Genomic DNA, 25301 nt, shown 5'->3' with positions numbered 1-25301 from the left:
TATGAACCATTTCATGTATAACCCTTTCTTCCGCATCAGTCTTATACTTTTGCTGTGGATGACTCTGGGAAACAACTCTCTCGATGCTCAGAACAAAGAAGAACGAATTAACTTCAGCATTCGGAACGCATCTTTAGATACATTTGTAAAGCAACTGGAAGACTCTACAGGTTTTTCCTTTATCTATGGAGAGAAGATACAGCTCAAAAAGCCTGTCACATTAAACATGTCCCGGCGAACTGTCAGTGAAATTCTCCGGAAAGCATTTGAGAATGAAGCTGTCACTTTCGAGATATCAGGAATATATATCCTGCTGCATGAACAAGAAAAGCCAGCCAATCATAAATATACGATCAGCGGCTACGTGACGGACGGTATCTCTTCAGAGACACTGATCGGAACCAACATCTTCGAACGATATCAGGGAACAGGAACCTCCACCAATCCTTTTGGATTTTACAGCATCACACTTCCGGCAGGAAACACGGAGCTTTCTTTCTCTTATCTCGGATACGAACAACAGACATGCCGATTCCGATTGGAAAAAGATACCTTGCTGAATATCCGTCTAATGACCAACAACCAGTTGGAAGAAGTGATTGTCCTGTCAGAAAAGAGAGAAGCCGGTATTCATTCTACCGGAATGGGAGCGATAGACATCCCAATGAAACAGATCCGCAATACACCGGCTATCCTGGGAGAAGCCGATTTATTGAAAACGATCCAGCTGATGCCCGGAGTACAGGCAGGTGTGGAAGGCTTCAGCGGTTTGTATGTGCGTGGAGGCGGTCCCGACCAGAATTTGATCCTGTTGGATGGCATACCTATCTATAATGCCGATCACCTGCTGGGAGTATTCTCGATTTTCACACCGGAAGCCATGAAGAAAGTCACTCTCTTCAAGGGATCTTTCCCGGCACGCTACGGGGGGCGGTTATCATCCATTGTCGACATCCGTACCAACGACGGGGATATGCAGAACTATCACGGGACAGTCAGCATCGGTCTGTTGACCAGCAAACTACATCTGGAAGGGCCAATCATTAAAGATAAAACATCTTTCTGTCTGACCGGACGCCGCACTTATCTGGACCTGATAGCAAGACCGTTCCTGCCGGACGACAAAAAATACAACTATTACTTTTACGATATCAATGCGAAAGTGAACCACAAATTCTCAGACCGCAGTCGTCTCTTCCTGAGTTTCTACAAGGGGAAAGACCATTACGACTACAAACAGGATAAAGAATATGATGATTATAATGGTGGTCCGCGAATGCATTTCTATAACAGTGAAATCAATTTTAACTGGGGAAATACGATCGCAGCAGGACGCTGGAACTATGTATTTAATAATAAACTGTTCAGCAACACCACAGTCGCTTACAATCATTATCAGATGTCGATGGCAGACAGCTACAAAAGAGAGGTCACGGGCACAAATGAAAACGAGGAAACAAAAACCGATCATAACGAATCCTATGTGTATAATTCCGATTATCGTTCCGGAATACATGATATAAGTTTCCAGACGGACTTCGATTATACACCGACACCAGACCATCATATCAAATTCGGGGGAGCATACCTGTATCACACGTTCCGACCGGAAGTGACAACTTCCCGTGTAAAGGAAGCTGAAAATGGCTCTACAGCACAAGATACGGTTTATAATGACTCATCAAACAGTAACCTTCACGGTTACGAATGTTCATTGTATGCGGAAGACAATTTTAATATCGGCAACAAGCTTAGTTTCAATGCCGGTGTCCATTTCTCCCTCTTCTATACACAAGGGAAAGGGTATTTATCGGCTCAACCCCGCTTATCAACCCGCTACCGGTTCAGTAATGATTTTGCGATAAAGGGCTCTTTTACCCAGATGGAGCAATACGTACATTTATTATCATCATCCCCTATCTCGTTGCCGACAGATTTATGGGTCCCCGTCACCAAACATATTCGTCCGATGCGTTCTTTCCAGTATGCCATAGGCGGATATTATACAGGTGTAAAAGATTGGGAGTTCTCACTGGAAGGATATTATAAAGATATGCATAACGTTTTGGAATATCAGGACGGAGCTTCTTTCTTCGGCACCTCCGGAGGTTGGCAGGAAAAGGTGGAAATGGGACGCGGACGTTCTTTCGGGTTGGAAATACTCGCCCAGAAGACAGTCGGAAAAACAACGGGTTGGCTTGCCTATACGATTGCTAAAAGCGATCGCAGGTTTAAAGACGGCAGTATTAATAACGGCGAACGTTTCCCTTATAAATATGACCGTCGCCACAATATAAATATCTGTCTCAATCACCGGTTCAACGAACGGATCGATATGGGAGCAACCTGGATATTCAATACCGGAGGAACAGCTACGATTGCCGATCAACGTACCGGCGTACTCTCTTCCATCGGGAACCCTATTATGATCGATTATATTGCCCATCGTAACAATTTCCGCTTGCCCGTCAGTCATAGGTTGAACCTGAGTGTCAATTTTCACAAGAAACTTCGCCGCGGTACACAAACCTGGAGCATATCGGTCTACAACGCTTACAATGCAATGACCCCTAATTTGGTCTACAAGGAAGAGGAATTCATCGGACAGGATTATACGGATGAACATGGTACCATACAAACCAAATGGATACGGAATACCAAACTGATCAAACAGACCTTGCTTCCTTGTATTCCGGCAGTAACTTATACATTCAAATTTTAAAGATATCAGATATGAAAAAGCATTTATTCATATTACTCCTACTTGGCATCGTGCTCTTCTCTGCTTGTGAGAACGAAATACCGTTCAACGACAAATACCAGAAACCGCAATTATTAATGAATGCCATCCTGGAAGCTGAGAAGGAGGAAAACGAAGTACAGTTATATATTATCGATAGTGAAAAGATGACATTAGTAAGCAATGGCTCCGTCACAGTTTATGTCAATAATGAAAAAAAAGAAGTCGCCAAGTCCAAAATAGTTCTATGGAATTCCAGCGACAGCATGAAAGTATGTCGCTTGCAAACCATTTTTCATCCGGGCGACCATGTACGTCTGGAGGCTACTGCTGAAGACGGTCAATATAACGCATGGGCAGAAGTAGAGATTCCCCAACCAATAGAAAAGATCATTCGGATAGATACCCTTATTACTAAAATTAAAATAGGATATTACATGGCCGACTGTATACGGTACAGGATTACATTCGATGATCTGCCCGGCAAAAGGAATTATTATCAGTTAGCCATAGGGGAAAAGTCTTATACAGTAGATTTAAAAACCGGTATCAGGGATTCGCTACCTTTCGATATATCCTATCCGGAAATCATCAACCAGGAAGATATCGTACTGACCGACGGTCATCTGACTACTGCCGACGACGATGAATTCGGCATCCTGGATATGACAATTCAAAATGTACGCAATATATTCACAGACAGCCGTTTCGAAAACGGTTCCTACACCCTGAATGTATATACACGTTTCTACGATTTCAATAACAGATATGAGGCAGTACGTATACAAACAGACGCCATCATCCACCTTCTCAGCATCACCAAAGCAGATTACCGCTATATGCGCGCCATGAACTGTCTGGATTCAGAGAATTATAACGATACATTTATGGAGCCCGTTATCGTTCCGCAGAATGTAACAGGCGGCCTTGGATTTGTCGGAGCAAGCTCTGAGGTACAAATGAAAGTTCAGATACTGGACCGTCCGCCAATATGGTAAAAAATAGTCACGACTATTTCTTCATCCATGCCTGATCATGGTAAAACAGTTAAAGGATACTAAATTACGAAAGACAACATAGGGAATACCAGAACTCATGCGGTTACTATTTCAAAAAGATGTAGTAATTTTAATCCATTAATAATATGCATAATATGAAAGGGGTTTCTTTAATTCTATCTGTATTGCTTTTTACTGTATTTATGAGCAGTTGTGCAAATGATGAGCAAAATCCTTCCCCGGAAGACAGCTACTCCACACTCATGGTAAAAGCAGATACAAAATCTGCCGGTATGAAATCAATCAGTGAATCCGTAGAACAAATTATCCTTACGGGAAATGATATCCTCTGGTTCAATGAAACAACGAACGAGATCCGGTTCAAAGATAATTACTATCTGCAAAAATCTATTTCATTTTATACCGATATCAAATTTTATCTGGATGACGATTTTTTATTTTCGACTATCAAGGTCACAGATATCAATTCCCAGATTTACAATTCTCCGGTATTATATTACAACATGACTGAAAATAAATTTTATATAAACGATGGCTACCCTGAAATATCCGTTCTAAAACCTCAGGATAAAATACAAAAAGCACGTGATAAGAATATGCAGGCCATTGCAAATGAATGGGGTAAATTTATCCGGTATATGAAAAAAGTGAATAAGTACAAAAAATAGATCAACGACAACCTGTTCGCTTAATGCTAAGTAAAAAGGAGTTTAAACTCTTATTCGATACATATTTCGATGCCATTCGGAGCTTCATTTTTTATCGATGCGGTGACATCGACACGGCTTCGGATATGGCACAAGAAATATTCATGAAAGTATGGGAGAAAAAAGAACAATTACATAAAAACAATCTGAAAGCCCTTTTATATAAAATAGCAAATGAAATGGTCATAAGTGCTTACCGAAAAGAAACAAGCCGTAACCATTTTGAACAGGAGATGATCTACGATAACGAATCAGACTTGTCACCCGAAGACGAAATTCTATTCAAGGAATTGGCCTCATCCTATGCCAGAGCTTTGGAACAGATGCCAGAAAAACAACGTGTTGTCTTCCTGATGAGCCGGAACGACGAATTAAAATATCACGAAATTGCCGGACGCCTCGATATAAGTATCAAAACGGTTGAAAAACGGATGAACTCAGCATTACAATTTCTAAAGAGAGCATTATTAACAGAAACGAAAAAATGAAACCGGAGAAAATTAAAATAATCCCTCGCTGGAGCAAAAGCAAAGAAGATATCTGGAAGGAAGCTTTTGCCGACCTTGAAGATGTTCCGCTTTCAAAGAAGATCCGGCACATTCCTTTTGGGAAATATGCCGCAGTGATCCTTCTGGCAATAATTTTAACCGGAACCATAATCAGCCAATCTTACAGTGTAACCCAAATTGCAGAACGGGGATCGCACCTTCTTGTTACACTCCCGGACGGTTCCAGAGTAAATCTCAATGCCGACAGTCGACTTACTTATAAACCTTACCGATGGTTTGTATCGAGAAATGTAGAGCTTGAAGGGGAAGCCTTCTTTGAAGTCAAGCAAGGAAAACGCTTTTCAGTAAAATCAAACCAGAACAAGGTGAATGTATTAGGAACCAGCTTCAATGTATTTTCACGTCCGGACAAATACCGCGTTACCTGTTTGACCGGAAAAGTGCAAGTGGCAACCCTCGATAAAGTGACAACCCTCGACCCGAACATGCAATTAACTTATCACGACAGTAAACTGACCATTGAAGAAAATATCCATACAAGTCAATCGGTCGCATGGATAGAAAACAAATTTGTTTTTGAAGGAGTCCCACTGGTTGAAGTGATCAGTGAGGTAGAACGTCAATATAATATTCGGGTAAAAGCAGACTTTCCGACGGGATATGTCTACACGGGTAATTTTTCCAGGATCACAAAACCGGATGAAGTACTTAAAATCATTGGTAAACCTTTTGGTATCAAATTCAGCATAGAATAAGTGAAAAAATCAATTATCATCATTTTCATACAGTTAATATGTACGATGGCTACATTTTCACAGGAAATGCAGCTATCCGTAACCAATAAACCTTTAAATGCTGTTTTGGGAATGCTTGGAATAGAAATATCCTTTGATAACAAAGCTTTATCCGCTTACAACATATCTGTCTCGAAAACATTCAGGAATCCGGAGGAGGCCCTTTATTATCTGCTAAACAACAAGCCGTTCAAAGTTGAAAAAATAAATCATGTATATATTATCATTCCGTCAGAGAAGCAAATTATAGAAAAAAATGTATACACCGAACCATCCGGACATCATAAACAAGTTATTTTCACCGGAACCGTTTCGGACAGGGAAACAGGAGAACCTCTGACATTCGCAACAGTAAGTTTACTCAATGCAAACAACCACAGCTTAATTACAGGAATAGTAAATGAAAAAGGGATATTCAAACTTCCGGTTTCCGAATCTCCCCAAAAGATCAGAATCAGCTTCCTGGGATATGAAACAATAACCGACGATATCTCTCCATTCGGGACGAACCTGGGTAAATTTCTATTGAAAACGATTACAATTCCACTGGCTGAAACAATTGTTACAGCAGATGAAGTCCGCCATAAAATAGACCGTAACAGCTATCTCATAACCTCCGACATGTGCAGGGATGCTGTTAATATGGAAGATTTATTGCATAAAATACCCGGTCTCTATTTTGATAAAATAACCAATACTCTCAGTGTCAACGGAAGTAAGAAGATATTACTGCTAGTGGATGGAATACAACAGTCACAAGACTATATCAAACAGCTGTCGCCTGGTAGAATACAGGCTGTAGAAGTGATCAACGGGCCATCCGGTCGTTTCGTATCCGACGATTATACAGCCATCATCAATCTCATTCTGAATAAAGATTATCGGGGATATGAGATCTACTCTTCCAATTTTTCAGCGATCAGCCTTTCCGGATTAAACAGAAGCGAGCCATGGATTCTGAACCGGCCTGTAGCCGGAATGAGTTACACACATGATAAAATCAATTTTTATACAACCTATTTCCATAGTAAAGAAAACCAAAACTTACCTGTATCCAAAAACCTCACCTACAGAGGCATAGAACTTTTATCGGAAACTCCGGGAAACACGCCCAACGATCTGTACAAACGTAAGAGCAATACCATCACAACCGGAATCAATTACCAGATCACGCCGATGCAAACAATTAGTTTCCAAGGCGATTATGTATCAGGAAAAACAGAAACAAACCTGATATACACCATGGAACGCACGGATATAACTAACGAGAACCGACGTACAATCAAAAACTCAACTGAAAATGCCACATCTGACTATACTTTTGTCGGCACACTGTTTTACCAGGGACAGATCGGTGAGCGCTTCCGGTTATACACTGATTTCTCATACAACTATTACTACAACGATATCAAAAACAAATACGACCAGAACGATGCCTCAAATTATATAGCTCAGGATATGTATAATGAATATAAAAATCACACCCTACTCAATATTGAAGGGAAATACATCTTATCCCCTCAAATGTCGATAAACCTGGGATATTCCAATGCCTGGAGAATATATGGCTCGGAGAGTAGTCACGGCAGAGGTTTTTTAAACTACCGGGAATACCGAAATAAGGTATTTACATACATGATGCTCAATTTTTCAAGGAAATTCCAAACTAAAATCGGGGCAGCTATCGAACACATAAACTCATATGACAGGGATATAAAAAGTAACTATACCCGGATTTTACCTTACATACAGGCAAATCTCAATATTAATACAAACATAAACGTAAACGCAAGTTATTCAACAAACCAGCATTATCCTTCATTATACCAGCTTAGCCCCATGAGCCTGATTATCGATACTTTCCTGACACAAATAGGAAACCCTGAATTGAAATCCGCCATCCGGCATAACATAACCTTTCGGGTTTCATTAGGAGACCGGGTAACGATTACTCCTGCATTTGATTATATCCATGATGAGAGCAGTGAATTATATATCGAAAAGGGATATAAGCTATACAGGTCTTTCAGTAATATAAACATAAGAGAATATAGCCTTCAAATTACTTATGATCAACCTATCGGTAAATATGTCCGTTTCAAGAATATAGTGACATATTATCTTGGAGAAGGCTTGAATGCCGAAATCAAAAAAAAACCGGACGGATGGCTTGCTAATTCTGAAATAAGTTATTACCATCCTGTCAAATCCTTCGGTTTCGAAATCGGATATTACCGGAACATGAAAAAACAGATACTCAGCCAAGGATATCAAATGGTCGATAAAGACAATTGGCTGATATCTGTTAATAAGTCATTTTGGGATAAACGGTTATCCTTGGTACTCTCTTACATCCCTCCCATTTCTGCAGGCATCAGACGTAACCAACTGAGGGTACTGGATACTTCACTTTACAAAGAAAATACTTGCCGCCATTTGAAATCATACAACAATATGTTCCTGCTAAAGTTGTCTTTCCGTCTTGGTCGGGGTTACAGTAAATTCCCTGAACGAAACTCTACCATTAAAAATGAGAGGGAAAAGAAAGCAATCGAATTTTAACGATATCTCTGTTAAAATCCAAACCGGGAAGTATCGACCGATTTATGTTCCTTCGTTTTATAACCTCCGAACTTATAAACAAAAGAGACTGAAAGACTCCGGCTATCACGTCGCTGATTCATTATCAGGTTCTGTCCTTTGTAATTCACTTTAGAGTTCAGATCGTATGAATCGAACAGATCGTTCGCATTCAATCTCAACTCCACCTTCTTATCCGCAAAAGTCCATTTTAATCCGGCATCTACTTTCCATACAGAGGAAATATCATACAAGCCCTGTATAAATGAAGACATATACATTCCATTCAGTTCCAGTCGGATATCCGGTTTCGTAAACAGTTTAAACGTATTGTTCATCATAGCTATTCCCCGGAATTTAGTCCGGTCAAAACTGATATCATGAAAAGAATTACAAACATCCCTGAAGACAGAACCATCTAAAGTAACCTGCGAGTTCCAAAAACTACCGACAGAGAAAGGTATAGTTATCGTTGCTCCATAATTTTCTTCATAATCATAATTGATTGCCTGGTAAATCAAAGCTAGTTTATCCGAACTCTGATAGGCCAGTTGGGTAAACAGATCTTTTATGTAACTATAATATACATTGAACATATACTTACTTTTCAAAATATAAGTCAGTTCTGCCGTATAATCGGTAGACGGCCGTAAAGCCGGATTACCCAAAAGCAGTGCATATCCATTCATATAACTGACCGATTCCTGAATGGTCCAATACTCGGGATATGTCTTATCGGAAGAAAATCCCAGCTGGAAAATATGGTTGCCGGAAAGAGCATAGCTTAACTGCATAGTTGGATAAAGCGCCCACTTTTTATAATCCATCAATTTATAATATTCGCTCGCTACTGACAACGAGAAAGAGACCTTCTCATTAAAAGACTTTTCAACACCTCCATAAAAATTATAAGTTTCCTCTTTCAGGTCTGTATAGGTATCCATCGCGGACATATCGGAACTATCTTGCGGACGGTAAACCTGCAAGCTCTTATCTTTTGCAAATGTAAAGTTGATTCCATAATTCAACTCCCAGTCATCCGGCAAAGTATGTGTCTGTCCGACATAAGCATTCCAGCGATTGATCGCCTGGCTGGCATCCGTCAAAAAACGTTGTACCGAACTTTCATTCCGGCTGGTATAGTCCTGAGTCGTAGGATAAGCGTAATAGGTATAATCCAGACCGGCATTCAATCCGAAGCCGGATGTATAATCCATATTCACGTTATGCATTTGTTCATTTCCGGCCTTACTGTTTAGAGATTCGGAAAAATTACCGGATGACTTTTCAACGGCTTTCTTATCCGGAGTGATTGCAGAAGTATACGCCATATTCAAATTACTGTTTTCCGATAAATGATAGTCCCAAGCTGCACGCATATTATGTGTCAGGTTACAACGTTCACCCTTATTATATTGCTCTATATCATATATTTTATCACCAATCTTATGATGAGACAGGATATCATTATTGAGAATACTCTTATTATATCCGGCAGAATAAAGGATATCAACAGACAGTTTCTTACCTACGAAAGATAGATTCGCATGTCCGTTGCCATTGGCATAGTGGGCCTGGCTATATCCCGCTCCTACTTCTCCGCGTACAAAGGGATCTTCAGATTTCATATTTTTCAGGACCAGATTGATCACAGCTCCCCTGACACGATATTTTGCCGGTGCATTATACATCACTTCTGCTTTTTCCACATCAGAAACAGGTATATTTCTCAATAGATTGGACAACTGTTCAGTCGTCATCGAAGAAGGTTTTCCATTCAGGATAACCGTTACATCCCCAGCTCCGGCCAGACTGATATTTTCATTCTGTTCCATGACTCCCGGTAGATGAAGGATCGATTCGTATGCATTACCGGCTGTCGATTTTTCGGCCAGTGCTGTCATATCATATACAAGCGCTCCGTTTTCAACCTTCACCTGCGGACGTTCTCCTTTGATCACTACCTCAGCCAGTGCATAGTCCTGCTCCTGCATTGTTATAATTCCGGCATCCGGTCCTGAACATTCTCTTATTTGAGTTCGAAATAATAAATGCTGACAGATCAAACGGTATTTGTCCGGATTCTGTTTCAACGTAAAATTCCCCTCCGTATCTGTTATGACAGCATCTATAAATGTAGAATCGATTGTCTGCATCACCACCGTCACAGCCTCTACCGGTACTTGTGAAGCATCAACTATTTTTCCTCTAACGACTTGCGCTTTCACCATAATTCCGGTAAGCAATATACCGACTGCTAATAAAAAACATTTGCGTATCATATTCTCTCTGATTTAATTTCTTTATCTTTGATGCAACAAAGGTAAAACAAGGCATCCCCGGGCTGGGTTAATGCCGGGTTAACGTTAGGTTAACGGAGAAAAGGGATAATGGAATATGAATAATAAACCGATAAAAGCACTAACTCTGTGCGGATTACTTGCCATTTTAACGTTACAAGGTATCTGGTTATTCACGACCTACTCGACCGTTAAGAACGAAACTATCAAAAAGAGCAATGAGTTGTTCAAAAACGCCATTACGACAGAATTACAAACGAGAATGGATGACTGTACTGATAATGACGGGAACGATGTATTGATCGAGAAAAATTTTCATCTGGACCTGGAAGGAGACAATATAGAAGACAGTGAATCAATGACATCCCAAGTCCATCTATTCCTGCAAGAGACACTGGACACACTCTTTCATTCTCCTGTCTCATTAAATAAACTGGACTCTATTTATCAGGGCCTACTGGAACAGGCCAATATCCATACGCAAACGACCTGCAATCTGGTCGATTCCGCGGGGATTGTTTTAAACAGCTCTGTTCCTGATTACCAAATACCTCCCAACTCTCAAACATTACAAACAGACATAACGATTATCAAGTCAAACAACAAGTTAGGGCTGCAAGCTGTCTTAACCAATCCCTACTGGGCTATTTTCCGTCAGATGGGGTTATTGCTTGTTGCGACCGGCCTGATCATGATCTTTGTCGTTTACTGTATTATTTATCAGATAAAAATCATCAACAAACAAAACAAAATAGCCCGGGTAAGAGAAGATTTCTCATACGCCATGATTCACGACATGAAAACGCCCCTCAGTTCGATTATCATGTGTACGAATTTTCTGCATAGCGGAAGATTGGATAACAAACCTGATATAAAAGAAAAATACTTCTCTATCATCGAAAATGAAACCGATCATTTGTTAATGCTTACCAATAAGGTTCTGACACTTTCCAAACTGGAGAATCACAAACTAGAACTCGCCAAAGTGACCATTCACCTACAACCTATGATAGAGGATCTGCAAGAAAAATTCACGGCTAAAACAGATAAAACCGTGCATTTCACAACCGACCTGCAAACAGACACGGTATATGCCGATGAAGAATTTTTGAAAGAAGCAATCAGTAATCTGATAGACAACGCAATCAAATATTCGAATAAATCAGTCGATATACATATCAGTTCACTAGAGACAGAGAAATACACACTTATCAAAATTCGCGACAACGGCATCGGTATTTCGGTAGAAGATATGAAAACAATATTCAACAAGTTTGAACGGGCAGCCGCAACCCAACGGATTCACACCGGGGGAGCGACCGGATTCGGTCTGGGATTGAATTATGTATATCAGGTGATGGAAGCCCATGAAGGGAAAGTGATTGCAAACAGTATAGAAGGAGAATTCAGCGAATTTACATTATACATTCCACGAATAACAACAACATCATGATAAAATTACTTCTAGTAGAAGATGACCCGACTCTGTCTTATATCATACAAAGCGGATTACAGGAGATTATCGGCGGTTACGAAGTCATTACCGCCGGAAATGGAGCAGAAGGTTTGCTGGCATGGCAACAACATCATCCGGATATTATTATTTCCGATATTGATATGCCTGTCATGAATGGTTTCCAGATGGTGGAACGTATCCGGGAAACAGATGGCGATACTCCGATCGTATTCGCATCTGCCCTTACTTCTCCTAAAGATGTCAGGGAAGGTTACAAAATCGGTGTAAACAATTATATCAAAAAGCCTTTTGTCCCGGACGAATTAGATGCCCATATCCACGGATTACTAAAAATGAAAGATGGTGCAAAAACAAGGAACGAGAGCGGATACTATAAAATAGGTTCCTACACACTGGATGCGGAACACGCATCTCTTCGTAATGACAATACAAACACCAAGAAAGTTCTGACCGTACGTGAAGCACAGATATTACAACTCCTGGCTGATAATAAAAACGAGACAGTAAAACGTGAAGCGATCCTCAGCCGTTTCTGGAATACAGAAGATGACTATTTTGCCTCCCGCACATTGGATGTTTTCATCGCCAAACTAAGAAAACTGTTGGAAGATGATCCACTGGTATCCATCAAAACAATCAGAGGTATCGGATTGACGTTGACAGAAGAGTGTGGAAAGGTATGATATTTCATGATTTCTGCATCTCATTCGAAGAAAACTGCTCCCTATAAGCCAAAGGGGTAAATCCGGTATATTTTTTAAAAAGGGCTGTGAAATAGGCTGCATCTTCGTATCCTATCGCATAGGATATTTCTTTGACACTTAAAGGGGTATTCAGTAACAAGCCTTTCGCTTTATTCAATTTGAGTTCCAGCATAAAGTGAGCCGGAGAAACATTCGTATATTCTTTGAATTTTTTCCGGAACCAGGAGTAACCCATATTAATTTGCTGCGCAACTTCCTGAGGTGACATATTAGTCAGGTAGTTTTCTCTCATAATAACACGGGCCTGATCGATGTATTTGATCATTGTATCATTGGCAAAATGTTGGTTATTGTCATAATAGAGAGCCATTCCTAAAATAAGATTACCGATCCCTGCTAACAATTGTTGATAAGTCGACTGTTCCAAAAGAGCTAACTCGATAGCCTGATTATATAATGATATGATCTCTTCTTGTAGACCGACATTATAGACCAATCTCTCTGCACTGAAAAATCCATTTTTAAACCTTGCATCCAAATGAGGTCCACGCATTCCAATCCAATATTCCTCCCATCCGTTCTTTTTATCCGGAAAATAACTATGCCATGTATAAGGCGGTATTATCAACATATCACCTACACTTATCGAAAGACTTTCATCTTTAGATTTAAAATAAGTGCCACTACCTTTCGATATATAAACGAGCTGATAGTTATCAAGTATACGCCCATTTTGCGAATTAAAATCATAATCGACAGGATGGCCCACTTTAGGCGGATAAACCTCATAATTTGGGGGTATCTCCGCATGTCCCACATTATCGACAATCAATCCCCAAAGCAAGTCTTTTTCACTACTGACAAGATATTTGAAAAGATTCTTATGCTTCATATTAGTAACCTAATTTAATCGTTGACGCCACTAATTTATACAAAAAACAGTAATCCGGATATAAAAAAAGAGATCTACAAGTGAATTGTAGATCTCTTTTTATCGCTTGCTCAGCTATATGTCGGGGTGAGAAGATTCGAACTTCCGACCACACGCCCCCCAGACGCGTACTCTAACCGGGCTGAGCTACACCCCGTTTTTCTTTACGGCTGCAAAGGTAAGATTTTTCCTTTATACGCCAAAACTTTCGCGGTAAAAATCTAACGACTCCAATATTTTTTCCTTTGTCACCTGCTGATTTATCTGAACTTCACCTATTTTAGAAAGAAGAGTAAAGTTGATAATACCACCCTCATTCTTCTTATCATGCGTCATTAGTTCGTACAATGTTTCATAATCCTTGCAGTCGAAGACGAAAGGAGGATAATATTCTTTGATATACTGAATGACCTGGCTCAGGTTACCTGACGGAAAACCACAGAGCTTATGCGAGAGATATAACTCACTCACGATACCGGCAGCCACCGCATGTCCATGCAGCAACGGACGGCTCTTTTTAAAAGAAAGGCTTTCATATGCATGGCCGATCGTATGACCAAAGTTCAAAGCTTTACGGATACCGTGTTCTTTCGGGTCTTCTGCCACGATACGTTCCTTCACGGCAACCGATTGTGCCACCATCTTATTCAGGAAAGTATAATCCATCTTTTGATCGAGATCGAACAACATGACCGTAGCATAAGTATCCATCGAACTGATCAGTGCATGTTTGATCATTTCCGCATAACCGGATAAAAGATTATCCCGATCCAATGTACGCAGGAATTCACAATCGATGAACACACATTCCGGAGGATAGAAAGAACCTATTTCGTTCTTTAATCCGTTAAAATTGATACCGGTCTTTCCTCCTACAGCGGCATCTACCGAGGCCATGAGTGTCGTAGGGATATTCACAGTCTTCAGTCCGCGTTTAAAAGTTGCACCTGCAAAACCGCCCATATCCGTCACCATACCGCCACCCAGGTTTACCAACAGCGAATTACGGGAAGCACCTTCATTAGAAAGACGCATCCATATGTTCGACAAGGCTTCCAACCCTTTGTGCGTATCACCGGCATCGACTGTTATTACCGGAGCATCTTTAATTGCCGGCACATCTTGTATCAACGGATAACACTTTTCCTGTGTATTTGTATCGGTAAGAACAAACAATTTATCGTAATCCAATGAAGTAAGAAATTCCTGTAAGTCAGCTTTCAGGTCCTTACTAATCACTACTTTTTGATCAGCCATATATTTATCTTTTTGCATCTGGTTACAAAGGTATTATTTGTAATCCGATTATCAAAGATCATGGCATACCAAAAACTGCAAAAAGCCGGCTACCCCTATATAGTTTAGCCGGCTTTTATTTTTCAGATAAAAAGATTCTTACCAGGTAGGTCCATCATGCCAATCAGCTTTTGCCCAAAACAATACATCCGCATAGTTGTCGTATGTACCGACTTCATCCTGGAAGTGAACATTGTAATTACGTTCATTAGCAATATAGCGTAAACGGTTGCAAGGATAAGGAACAATCGCAGTTACATCGTGATCTTTCTCGTAATACATGCGCGGATATCCCGTACGGCGCAAATCACACCACTGTTCACCACAGTAAAGATAACCGAATGCCACCCATTTCTGCTCCAGGATAGCTTCCAGATTACCATCGGTATAAGGAGTTCCGTTAATATGAGTCGACCATCTTGCTTCAGCAAACTGATCGATCCAGGCATCATCGTAAATAGATTGATCCGGATTAATCACATAACGTTGCTGCTTCCCGTTCAAATAGTCGCTATCGCCATTATCCGTTTCTGTCACGGAACGTCCATTCTGATATTTGAACAAAAACTTAATAGACTGCCTGATGCCTTCTTTGAAAGCAGCTTTAGCATCCCCGGCTACCCAGCCACGTTGATAAACTTCTGCTTTTATAAACTGAATTTCAAAAGAAGAAACGATCTGATGATCCCAGTTTTTGTTTCCCCAGAAGAATCCATTTCTACGTACACGCGAATAAAACCCTCTATTCAAACGATTGAAAAACATGTCGTTGAAAGTGTCATAGCTTGTATTAGCTGAAGCACCGCGGAATACACTCGGAAGAGCAATACCTGTTTTAAGAGGGTCACCAACTACCACTTCACTTTCTACATCAGTCGGTTGTTCCCCATTAGCTGTTGCCATACAATACATCAACGGTAAGCGAGGGTCATCCTGTCCTTCTACCCATACACCACCGTCACCGGCTTTTTGCATACGGTTGATCATCTCTGCACTTCCTGTCTGCAGATTATGCCAGTCGAAACCGGATCCACCTTCGATATCCAACGGACCGGATGATTGGCGTGCGATCTTGATATTCTGTTCAAGATCTTCAACAATCGGATAATCGCCTTCCAGAATCTCCTTCAAAATAGCCTGCCCCTTTGCAGCCAAAGGACCTTGTGTAGACACACGCAAAGCTGCACGCAGACGAAGAGAGTTCGCATAACGACGCCACAACGTCATATCCCCCTTGTTGATAAAATCCTGTCCGCCAAAAGCAGAAGGCTTTTCTATCGTAGCAAATTTCTTATCGATTTCACCCAGCCTATCCAGGATCATTTCAAATAACTGCTGACCATCTTCATAATGCGGATTGGCATAAGATACATCACCGTTAAGAGCGACCAGACCAATTTCATTGAAAGGAATATCGTTGTATTCACTCAAAATGAAAATCATCATACCATACAGATGCGTTTCGGCAGCCAACAGATATCCTTCATTTTTTGGTTTTTCTTCATCAGGAAGTGCATCATATACTTCCTGCATCTTCCTGAAATCGGTCACCATCGACGGGTAACTATTATAAGGCTGTCCGTAATCCTCGTATTCATCATCATAATAAACACTACCACTTAAAGTAAACCCCAAAGAGTTGGCAAGTTTACCCATCAACTGAGGGTCATAGCCGAAATAACGTCCATAAGTAGAACAAGCCCAATCGTTGGCTCTAAGCATACACCCGGACATCATTTTATCCAATGTTACCTCAGACACCTTTGACGGATCCTTATATTTGCTGTCAAAATCATCTTCGCTACACCCATTGAATGTAACCATTGCAGCCAGCAAAGCTGAATATAGAAATATTTTTTTCATATTTTCCACGTATTAATTATGTTGTGATTAAAAAGTTGCGCGCAGAGAAACACCCACCGAACGCGTCGGAGAAGCAGAACCTCCAATACTCAGCTGACTCTTCCAGTCTGTACCATTACTTGTTTCAGGATCGAAGTTAGGTATAGACTTATGAAAATAGAATAAGTTACGGCCGAATACAGCCAAAGTCAGGTTCTTTAGCGCAGCATGTTTGATCAAATCTTTCGGGAAGTTGTAAGACAAAGATACTTCACGAAGTTTCCACCAATTATTCTTAAAGAATTGATAAGTGGCATTCGGGGTTCCCGGTGAAGTTCCCCAGGCATTTTTTGAATTAATATAATCTTCGTAAGCGATTACTTTGTCATTCTCCTTCCATCCTCCGTTTCCGTCAGAAACAACACCTTCCAGGATGATACCGGTCTGAGCAGTAAGTCCGTTTGTATATGTATACGGTAAGAATCCTTCCCCTTCACGATTCTCTGTCTCAGGGTTCACACCGGTAGCCATAGTATAACGATAGCAATCGTTAGCGATGTAGCCGCCAAAACGGAAGTCAGTCATGACATCCAATACAAAACGTTTGTAAGACAAAGTAACTCCCAGACCACCGACAACTTTAGGCATAGCGTTACCAATAAACTCATAGTCTTGTGACATCACATAATTACCGTCAGAATTAACAATCTTGCGGCCTTTATACGGGCCTTCTTCCACTACCTGATTGACTGCTGCAAGGAAGTCCCCCATCGGGCGCCCTACATAAGAATAGTTCTTACCTACTTTGCTGGCAAAATCACCTGTTTCAACAAAATTGATGCCTTCTACCAGAGATTCGATCTTATTCTTGTTGAAAGCCAAGTTAGTTTTCAACTCCAGGCTGAAGTCTTTCGTTTCGATCGGTGTACCGTAAGCAGAAATTTCAACCCCTTTATTACTCATGACACCTGAGTTCACCCACATAGTTTCACTACCACTGGATGGAGCCAATGCCGTTTTCAACAACATATCGGTAATTTTCTTATTGTAATAAGAAACCTCGAAACCTGCACGATTATTGAACAATTTGTTTTCGATACCGATTTCGAACTCTTTTGTCTTTTCAGGCTTCAGGTTTTCGTTACCCAAATTATTCGGTACCTGGTTGTAGCTCCAACCCGGACCGCTACCGAATGTATACGCCATATTAGCTGCATACGCTTCTGGTGCATTACCAACAATACCGTAAGATACGCGCAGCTTACCATAACCATACCAGGAAGGCATGTTGTCTCTGAAAGCATCCGTATACAAGAAGCTTACACTTCCGGAAGGATAGAAATAACTACGGCTATGTTTTGGCAGTGTAGATGATTTTTCCTGACGGCCCGTCAAATCCAGGAACAGGAAATCATCGTAAGAGAGACCGATTGTTTCCAACCAGGCTGTTTTCAACAGTTCCATCTTACGTTCGTTATCATTGCTAACATTGATTGTCTTATAAGAGTTACCGATCATGAATGTATTTTCAATCATCAGACCTCCGTTTGTCCCAAGCGACAAACTGTTCATCTTCTCAGAACGTGCCTGCCAACCCACATTAGCCGTCAAATTGAACTTCTCACCCAAACTTTTGTCAAACATCAACATGATGTCGCCATAAGTCACCTGATAATATTTAGACAAAGTAGAATAGCTACCGCTGGATTCATTTGTACTGGCTGCAGAAGGGAATGATGAGTTACTTTGATCTGTCATTTTTGAGAAAGTATAGTCGGTAGAAAGACGTCCCTTAGCTGTCAGGAACGGGAAAATCTTCCAGGTTGGAGCTACACTGGCAATCAAACGTTGTTCCAGTTCATCGCTCTCATGTTCGTTGGTATCCCACAATATTTCGCGTACACCATGTACAAAACCATCAGAACCATACTGGAAAGCTTCATTAGGTGTCGGGCCGGAACCTCTATCGTTATTTTTATAACCCAGGCTTGTCTTGTACATTTGTTTCATTAGAGGAATATCCAGGAATGCACCAAACATATTGTTGAAACCACCATACATACCGATAGATGCCTGCGAACGGTTTACAACATGCTGAGTAATATAGTTGGCCGTATAATCCAAAGACAATTTATCATTGAATTTTAAATTACCAATCAAACTGAAATTATGTTTGCTATACGACCCAGTCAGGGCATTAGGAGTTTCCAGCAGTGTTGTATAAGAGAAACGGTTTGATGAATTTTCACCGCCTTGATTGATAGCGATATTATAAGTCTGGTCAGTGCCGGTACGGAACAATTGTTTCCACGGATTTGAGGAAATCGGAGAGTAAGCACGGGTTGATCCGTCGATATACAATACTTCCCTGCCATCATAAGCCGGTCCCCATTGATAAGCACTATAAGCCGGATATAATTTGCCGGTTGCCGCATCTTTTCTGAAACCATCATTTGCGATCATTTCTGCCGTCCAGTCGCCATTACCTGTACCAGGACCATATTTAGTCTGTATCTCAGGAACATAAGCAACCATATTGGCCTGAAATGTAGCATTAACGTCTACAGTAATACCGGTACCTTTGGCTTTCTTACTTGTGATGACGATAGCACCGTTGGCTGCTTCCGAACCGTAAAGAGCCGTAGCAGCAGCACCTTTCAGGATGGTCAACTGGTCGATATCTTCAGGGTTGATATCAGTCAAACCGTTGGAGCGGACACTACCCATCTGTGTACTACCCAATCCGATATTGGAGAAATCGGAGCTGTTGCTGCTACCTGTACCCGAATTACCATTACGGATAGGTACACCGTTTAAGATAACAAGCGGCTGTGTATTTCCATTGATAGAAGATAAACCGCGAACAGTAATAGAGACACCACCGGCTGCACCACCTTGCGTGTTTTGAATTCGTACACCGGAAGCTTTACCATATAACGCAGTAGCAAAATTTGGAGTACCAGTTTTGATCAAATCGTCCGATTTGATCGTGGTTACTGAGTAACCCAATTTTTTACTATCTTTAGCAATTCCCAAAGCGGTCACAACCACTTCTCCTAATGCCTGGGAATCTTCAGCCAAAGTTACATTTAATGTTGCCTGTCCTTTATAAGGGATTTCCTGAGTCACATATCCCAAAAAACTTATCCGGATAATAGCTCCGTTTTTTACTCCTGATAACGTAAAGTGACCATCAGAATCGGTCACTACACCGTTATGGGTTCCTTTAACTTCAACTGCTGCTCCGATAACGGGGCCCAGTTCATCTTCAACAGTACCTGTAATCCGTCCGCTCTGCTGCGCTACGGTTGCGATACCACTTTTTGGAGCTTGTTCTGCCATCATACTTCCCGGAAACGACAGAGCCAAAGCAACCAAAACCAACTGTACTCGGTAATAGGTTTTCATTTAATACTAGCTACGTTAATAAGGTTAATAATAAATAAAATAAACTCACATTAAAACAAAATACACTTTCTCAAAATCTCCTTTTACTACATCCCTCGATGCAAATATAACTATTTTTTAATATTTATCAGATATTTACCTATTGTTTTTATCATATTTTTAAGTTGTTATCCAAATTATCACCTATTAATTAATACAAACAAAGCAAATCGCCTAAACTAATTTTTACATATTATATCATTCTATTATAAAATACATTTTTACCTAATTCATTATTGGTTTTTCCTGATCAATTCACATATTACATCGATATGCTATTCTTAATAATCAACAATAACTCACCCCTGTATCATATATGTATATTATACAATAACAACACAAAGAGGGCATATCTGACTTTTGATATACCCTCTCCATAAAAAAACTCGTGTGTCTATCTGATTTTGGTCTGAAACTTGCTTATGTTATCAATAAGTACCCTTTATAATTGTCGCACTCAGCGACTCATCGCCATCTACTATTTTATCGTCACTGTCGAAAGAACGAAGTTTCCAGAAATAATAACAATCGGCAGCACTGGCGACAACACAGAAGATACCGGTAAAATAAACAGCGCTGTTACCTGTCGAAAAACCATGTATCATTGGAAATACCCCTAACAGAATAAACGGAGACAGCAATGCTACACGATAGTATTTCAGAAGTAATGGTTTCTTCAATAAAAATCCCCACGACTTCCAGTCCGTATTCCATCGTAACGCCTGCCGGTCTTTTCCCGAAAACCAATATAACAAACCATATTGAATCAGAATATAAACCAAACAACAAAGAAACATAATAATCGCCCCTTTGATGCTAAGAGCCCGAAGCCTGACAATACTTCCCAATTCATATCCGGCACTATAACTCGACGCTTCTCCCCAAACATAGTTAAACAAAATGACTCCGGCAGCAACAAAAACAACTATAAAACCCAGCATAGTTAGATTAACCCGGGCAGCACTTACCTTAACCTCTACTCCCTGCGGATGAGTATATTCTTCTACATTCTTTTCTTTTGTTTCCATATCGTTCCGTTATTAAGTTTGTTTCATTTCTACATCGCAAAGATACGGGGGAAGAAAGAGACAGAAGGTTATCCCAACGTTATCTTTACGTTAAGATAGAATACGAAAGACAACAGAATAACGGAAATAGCTATCTTTGGCAGTGAAAGCAAAGTATTATGACAAAATCATTCTACATTATATTGACAGGGATCACTACTTTCATCGTCCTCTTCCTGATGGGACAATGGATAGGACGCAGTTATTCACTGACTAAAGAACAACTGATACGACAGATACACGAATCTTTCTGCCATACAACCGAACAATATGAAGCGGACAGGACAAAGGCTCTTCCCGCCCTCTTCCGGGAAGAACTCGACAAACGGCATCTCGATAAACTGATCTTTCGTATGGACACGGTACCCCTGAATGCTACCAATACAGTGCTACGGAAAGATATCCGGTATTTCTCCGATTACGAACGCCTGTTCAACGAACAACAGACTTTTACTTATCCGATCAGCGACACACAGGGAGTACAGGCACATATCCTCAATCCGCGGGCAGGTTCGGTCGGCAAACTGCTTTACTTTTTCTTCGGCACAACCATTGCATTGGCTATACTGCTGCTTTGCATCCGGAAGCAAATCAATATCATCAAACGGCAGGACGAGATAGCACACATGCGGGAAGACTTTTCCTATGCAATGATCCATGATATGAAGACACCTCTCAGTTCAATCCTGATGGGTGCCCGTATCCTCCGAAGCGGAAAGCTCGATATGAAACCGGAAAAGAAAGAAAAATACTTCGATATACTGGAAGAAGAAGCGCAGCACCTGCTGGCCCTGACCAACAAAGTACTGACAATCTCCAAACTGGAACATGGACAATTGTTACTCGAAAAAAGCCATATCCCTATCCGCCCGATGCTGGAAGAACTGACACAGTTATTCACAGCCAAGACGAATAAACCCGTCACCTTCCGGTTAAATATAGAAGCAGAAGATATATTTGCAGATGAAGAATATCTGAAAGAGGCTGTCAGCAACCTGATAGATAACGCGATCAAATATTCCGGGGACTCGGTCGATATACAGATCACCTCCTGCCTGTATAACCAATTCACACAAATCAAGGTAAAAGATAACGGAATCGGCATTTCACTTTCCGCACAGAATCATATATTCGACAAGTTTGAACGGGCTTCGATCAACCGGAACAATACGGCAGACGGTATCACAGGCTTTGGCCTGGGACTGAATTATGTAATGAACGTCACCCGTTCGCACGGTGGTTATGTCAGCGTCGAAAGCCAGGAAGGGAAATACAGCGAGTTCATTCTCTCATTACCAATATCCACAGAAGAGACAACAGTATGATCAGATTATTATTAGTAGAAGACGACGCCAACCTAAGTTATATCATTCAGGGCGGACTGGAAGACATGATCGGCGGTTATGAAGTGACCATCGCTCCTAATGGGAAAGAAGGTCTGGAAACATACCGGCAGATGAAACCGGACATTATCGTAGCCGACATCGAAATGCCCGTCATGGATGGCTATGAGATGGTACGCCGCATCCGGGAGACAGACGAAGAGATTCCGATCCTTTTCTCTTCAGCCCGTGTTTCTCCGAAAGATGTGGTAAAAGGATATGAACTGGGGGTGAACAACTATGTTAAGAAGCCTTTCCTGCCGGAAGAACTGGACGCACATGTCCGGGCTTTGCTGCGCATGAAACAGGGAACTACGGAAAAGGACAAAACACGAACATTGACCGTAGGTGAATATACACTGGAGCCTGAACAAGCCACTCTACGTCATAGCTCCGGCAGCCAGCAACTGCTGACTCCACGGGAAACAGGCATATTAGAGTTATTATTCCGCAAACCGGAAGAGGTTGTCCGCCGGGAAATCATCCTCGATAAATTCTGGAATACGGAAGATGACTATTTTGCCTCCCGCAGCCTGGATGTCTTTGTAACGAAGCTCCGCAAACTATTATCACAGGACGATGCGGTCAGTATCAAGACTGTAAAAGGCATCGGACTAATGATCACGGTATCCTGACACATAAAACAGTGGGTCAGGATATTAGTCACAATTTTCCTTCACTTTAAATAGTTTCTCAGATATTTTTAGTATGTTTAGCCTTGTTTTTGTACAAAAGCATTTCTCCCGCATTTTATATTATGTCATACTATTAAATTTAAACGAACCATGAAGAAAATTTTCTTATTCCTGAGTCTTTGCCTATTAGCCCTGACATTTGCCGATGATGTCGCGGCACAGCAGAAAAAACCACGTATCGGTATCGCCGGTATACAGATCGAGAACAGTGTATTTATGCCCAACAGGCAACCGATAGCCGGGAGACCGCTTACCTTACCGGATTATCTGAGTCCGGACTCCGCCATGGGACAAGCCGCTACATGGCTCCCTTCCTTAATGGGCCGGGGCGGTGGCCGTGGACCTGTTACACGCGAATCGTACGACGCCTTTGTCAACGAAGCTCTTGAAATAATAAAAGCTAACATGCCCTACGATGCTTTTTGGTTTTACAATCACGGAGCCTGTAGCGTGGAAGGAGTAGCCGATCCGGAAGGCGAATTTATGGAAAAAGTCCGCAGCCTTATCGGAAACGATGTCCTCATTACAACAACGATGGACCTTCACGGCAATGCATCCTGGCTTGTAGCCCTCAACTCCGACCTGATCACAACATACCGCAAAGCACCTCACGACGATTCCCGTGAATCACATCGCCGCGGCGTGGTCAACCTGCTCGACCGCCTCGCTTCCGGCAAAGGACGTCCGGCATATAAGGCATGGGTAGCCGTCCCGGTATTGCTTTCCGGGGAATGGTCGAGTACGCGTGCCGAACCCGCTAAATCGCTCTATGCCATGGTTCCCGAAGTAGAAGCGATGCCAGGCGTGATAGATGCCGGTATCTGGATCGGTTATGTTTGGGGAGACGACCGGCGCAATCAGGGGGTAGTAATGGTTTACGGCGATGATAAAGCACAAGTGGAAGCGGGCGCAAAGAAACTTGCCCAAAAATTCTGGGATGTTCGCCGCCAGTTTACTTTGGAAGCACCCGGATATCCGCTCGAAAAATGTCTTGACCTAGCCATTGCCAGTAACAAGAAACCATTCTTTATCAGCGACATGGGGGATAATCCCGGTGGTGGCGGATCGGGTGAAGTGACATGGACACTGGCCCGGGTCTTGAAACGTCCGGAACTTCAGTCGGCAGACGGTAAAAAACTACTTTATTGCTCCATTCCCGGAGACGAGATGGTCGAAGATGCACGAAAAGCCGGTGTGGGCGGTCATGCTGAAGGTTATGTCGGTGCCATGACAGACAACTCTTATGAACCTCCCGTTTGGTTATCAGGCACAGTCATGTATGTCAGTCCCATCCAGGACCAGACATCCGACAATTCCCAATATAGAAGACGTAGTAACATAGCCATTATTAAAACAGGAAGTATCTATATCGTTGTAGGAACTTCTTCCCCCACGCCTAACCTGGAAGGAACGGGAATAGATCCTCGTGAAATGGATATCGTAATGGTTAAGCAAGGCTACCTGGTAAATCAATGGTACAATATGAAGGCAGACTGGGTGATGGCACTGACCCGCGGAGGAGTCGATCAGGACTTCCAAAACATTCCGTACAAGAATATCATCCGCCCTATGTTCCCATTAGATCCGGACATGCCGGACCCGGAACTCAATGTCATATTTGTACCTTCTGCCAAACATTTATACGGCAGATAAAACAACCGACGACTACCTAGTGACAGGTAGTGCCATGCCTATGTCACAAGAGTGCCACTACGATGGCACGGCAATGCCACAGGTATGGCACAACTTTGCCATTGCAGTGGCAAAGGCTTCAGCCTAGGATCAAACATTCCCCGCTACAGGGTCTGACA

Annotated in this window: 17 protein-coding genes and 1 tRNA gene; 11 read left to right on the top strand and 7 right to left on the bottom strand. The window is 41.6% G+C overall.

Annotation, left to right across the window (positions count from 1 at the left end; translation table 11 throughout):
• The first annotated feature begins 1 nt into the window (after position 1).
• The 6 genes from DWX23_RS13955 to DWX23_RS13930 all read left to right on the top strand — a co-directional run bounded on the left by DWX23_RS13955 (position 2) and on the right by DWX23_RS13930 (position 8331).
• The gene (locus DWX23_RS13955) at positions 2-2722 is read left to right on the top strand and encodes a TonB-dependent receptor (protein WP_122374921.1); all 2721 of its coding nucleotides are present in this window, start codon (positions 2-4) and stop codon (positions 2720-2722) included.
• A gap of 11 nt (positions 2723-2733) precedes the next feature.
• Complete coding sequence (locus DWX23_RS13950) at positions 2734-3738, top strand: DUF4249 family protein (protein WP_122374954.1); 1005 nt, start codon at positions 2734-2736, stop codon at positions 3736-3738.
• A gap of 146 nt (positions 3739-3884) precedes the next feature.
• Positions 3885-4427 carry a hypothetical protein gene (locus DWX23_RS13945; RefSeq protein ID WP_233587604.1) on the top strand — a complete coding sequence of 181 codons (543 nt, stop codon included), beginning with the start codon at positions 3885-3887 and terminating at the stop codon, positions 4425-4427.
• A 23-nt stretch (positions 4428-4450) separates the two neighbouring features.
• Positions 4451-4954, top strand: a complete 504-nt coding sequence (locus DWX23_RS13940; RefSeq protein WP_122374920.1) for an RNA polymerase sigma factor — start codon at positions 4451-4453, stop codon at positions 4952-4954.
• Positions 4951-5730 (top strand): FecR family protein, encoded by a 780-nt coding sequence (locus DWX23_RS13935; RefSeq protein WP_122374919.1) that lies wholly within the window; start codon positions 4951-4953, stop codon positions 5728-5730. Before DWX23_RS13940 ends, DWX23_RS13935 begins: the two co-directional genes overlap by 4 nt.
• A 45-nt stretch (positions 5731-5775) precedes the next feature.
• Positions 5776-8331: a TonB-dependent receptor gene (locus DWX23_RS13930; protein ID WP_122374918.1), complete on the top strand. Its 2556-nt coding sequence runs from the start codon at positions 5776-5778 to the stop codon at positions 8329-8331.
• Between the two features lie 11 nt (positions 8332-8342).
• Here DWX23_RS13930 and DWX23_RS13925 read toward each other — a convergent pair whose 3' ends face one another.
• Positions 8343-10631, bottom strand: a complete 2289-nt coding sequence (locus DWX23_RS13925) for an outer membrane beta-barrel family protein (RefSeq protein WP_122374917.1) — start codon at positions 10629-10631, stop codon at positions 8343-8345.
• A gap of 115 nt (positions 10632-10746) precedes the next feature.
• Here DWX23_RS13925 and DWX23_RS13920 point away from each other — a divergent pair, with 115 nt between their 5' ends.
• Together DWX23_RS13920 and DWX23_RS13915 are read left to right on the top strand one after the other, a co-directional pair.
• Complete coding sequence (locus DWX23_RS13920) at positions 10747-12102, top strand: sensor histidine kinase KdpD (protein ID WP_122374916.1); 1356 nt, start codon at positions 10747-10749, stop codon at positions 12100-12102.
• Positions 12099-12809 (top strand): response regulator transcription factor, encoded by a 711-nt coding sequence (locus DWX23_RS13915; protein ID WP_122351724.1) that lies wholly within the window; start codon positions 12099-12101, stop codon positions 12807-12809. Before DWX23_RS13920 ends, DWX23_RS13915 begins: the two co-directional genes overlap by 4 nt.
• 4 nt (positions 12810-12813) lie before the next feature.
• On the opposite strand, the gene DWX23_RS13910 is transcribed toward DWX23_RS13915, so the two are convergent.
• The 6 genes from DWX23_RS13910 to DWX23_RS13885 form a co-directional block, all read right to left on the bottom strand.
• Positions 12814-13722, bottom strand: coding sequence for an AraC family transcriptional regulator (locus tag DWX23_RS13910; protein WP_122374915.1), 909 nt, complete (start codon positions 13720-13722; stop codon positions 12814-12816).
• 121 nt (positions 13723-13843) lie between these two features.
• Positions 13844-13918 (bottom strand) — tRNA-Pro (locus tag DWX23_RS13905).
• A 35-nt stretch (positions 13919-13953) separates the two neighbouring features.
• Positions 13954-15018 carry a 3-dehydroquinate synthase gene (aroB, locus tag DWX23_RS13900; protein WP_122374952.1) on the bottom strand — a complete coding sequence of 355 codons (1065 nt, stop codon included), beginning with the start codon at positions 15016-15018 and terminating at the stop codon, positions 13954-13956.
• Between the two features lie 138 nt (positions 15019-15156).
• Entirely contained in the window at positions 15157-16920 is a 1764-nt protein-coding gene (locus DWX23_RS13895) for a SusD/RagB family nutrient-binding outer membrane lipoprotein (RefSeq protein WP_122374914.1), read from the bottom strand.
• Positions 16921-16947: 27 nt separating this feature from the next.
• Entirely contained in the window at positions 16948-20307 is a 3360-nt protein-coding gene (locus DWX23_RS13890) for a SusC/RagA family TonB-linked outer membrane protein (RefSeq protein WP_122374913.1), read from the bottom strand.
• 467 nt (positions 20308-20774) lie between these two features.
• A complete protein-coding gene (locus DWX23_RS13885) occupies positions 20775-21374 on the bottom strand; it encodes a metalloprotease family protein (protein ID WP_122374912.1) in 600 nt (199 codons plus the stop codon).
• A 158-nt stretch (positions 21375-21532) separates the two neighbouring features.
• On the opposite strand from DWX23_RS13885, the gene DWX23_RS13880 reads away from it, so the two are divergent.
• The 3 genes from DWX23_RS13880 to DWX23_RS13870 all read left to right on the top strand — a co-directional run bounded on the left by DWX23_RS13880 (position 21533) and on the right by DWX23_RS13870 (position 25143).
• A complete protein-coding gene (locus DWX23_RS13880; protein WP_122374911.1) occupies positions 21533-22738 on the top strand; it encodes a sensor histidine kinase KdpD in 1206 nt (401 codons plus the stop codon).
• The gene (locus DWX23_RS13875) at positions 22735-23430 is read left to right on the top strand and encodes a response regulator transcription factor (RefSeq protein ID WP_122374910.1); all 696 of its coding nucleotides are present in this window, start codon (positions 22735-22737) and stop codon (positions 23428-23430) included. The genes DWX23_RS13880 and DWX23_RS13875 overlap by 4 nt, the downstream gene beginning before the upstream one ends.
• Before the next feature lie 150 nt (positions 23431-23580).
• Entirely contained in the window at positions 23581-25143 is a 1563-nt protein-coding gene (locus DWX23_RS13870; protein ID WP_122374909.1) for a M81 family metallopeptidase, read from the top strand.
• Positions 25144-25301: the final 158 nt, after the last annotated feature.

Source organism: Parabacteroides sp. AF18-52, from assembly GCF_003479145.1.
Lineage (GTDB): Bacteria > Bacteroidota > Bacteroidia > Bacteroidales > Tannerellaceae > Parabacteroides > Parabacteroides faecis.
Note: the sequence above shows the minus strand (reverse complement) of the source record. Positions and strands in the feature narration are given on the sequence as shown.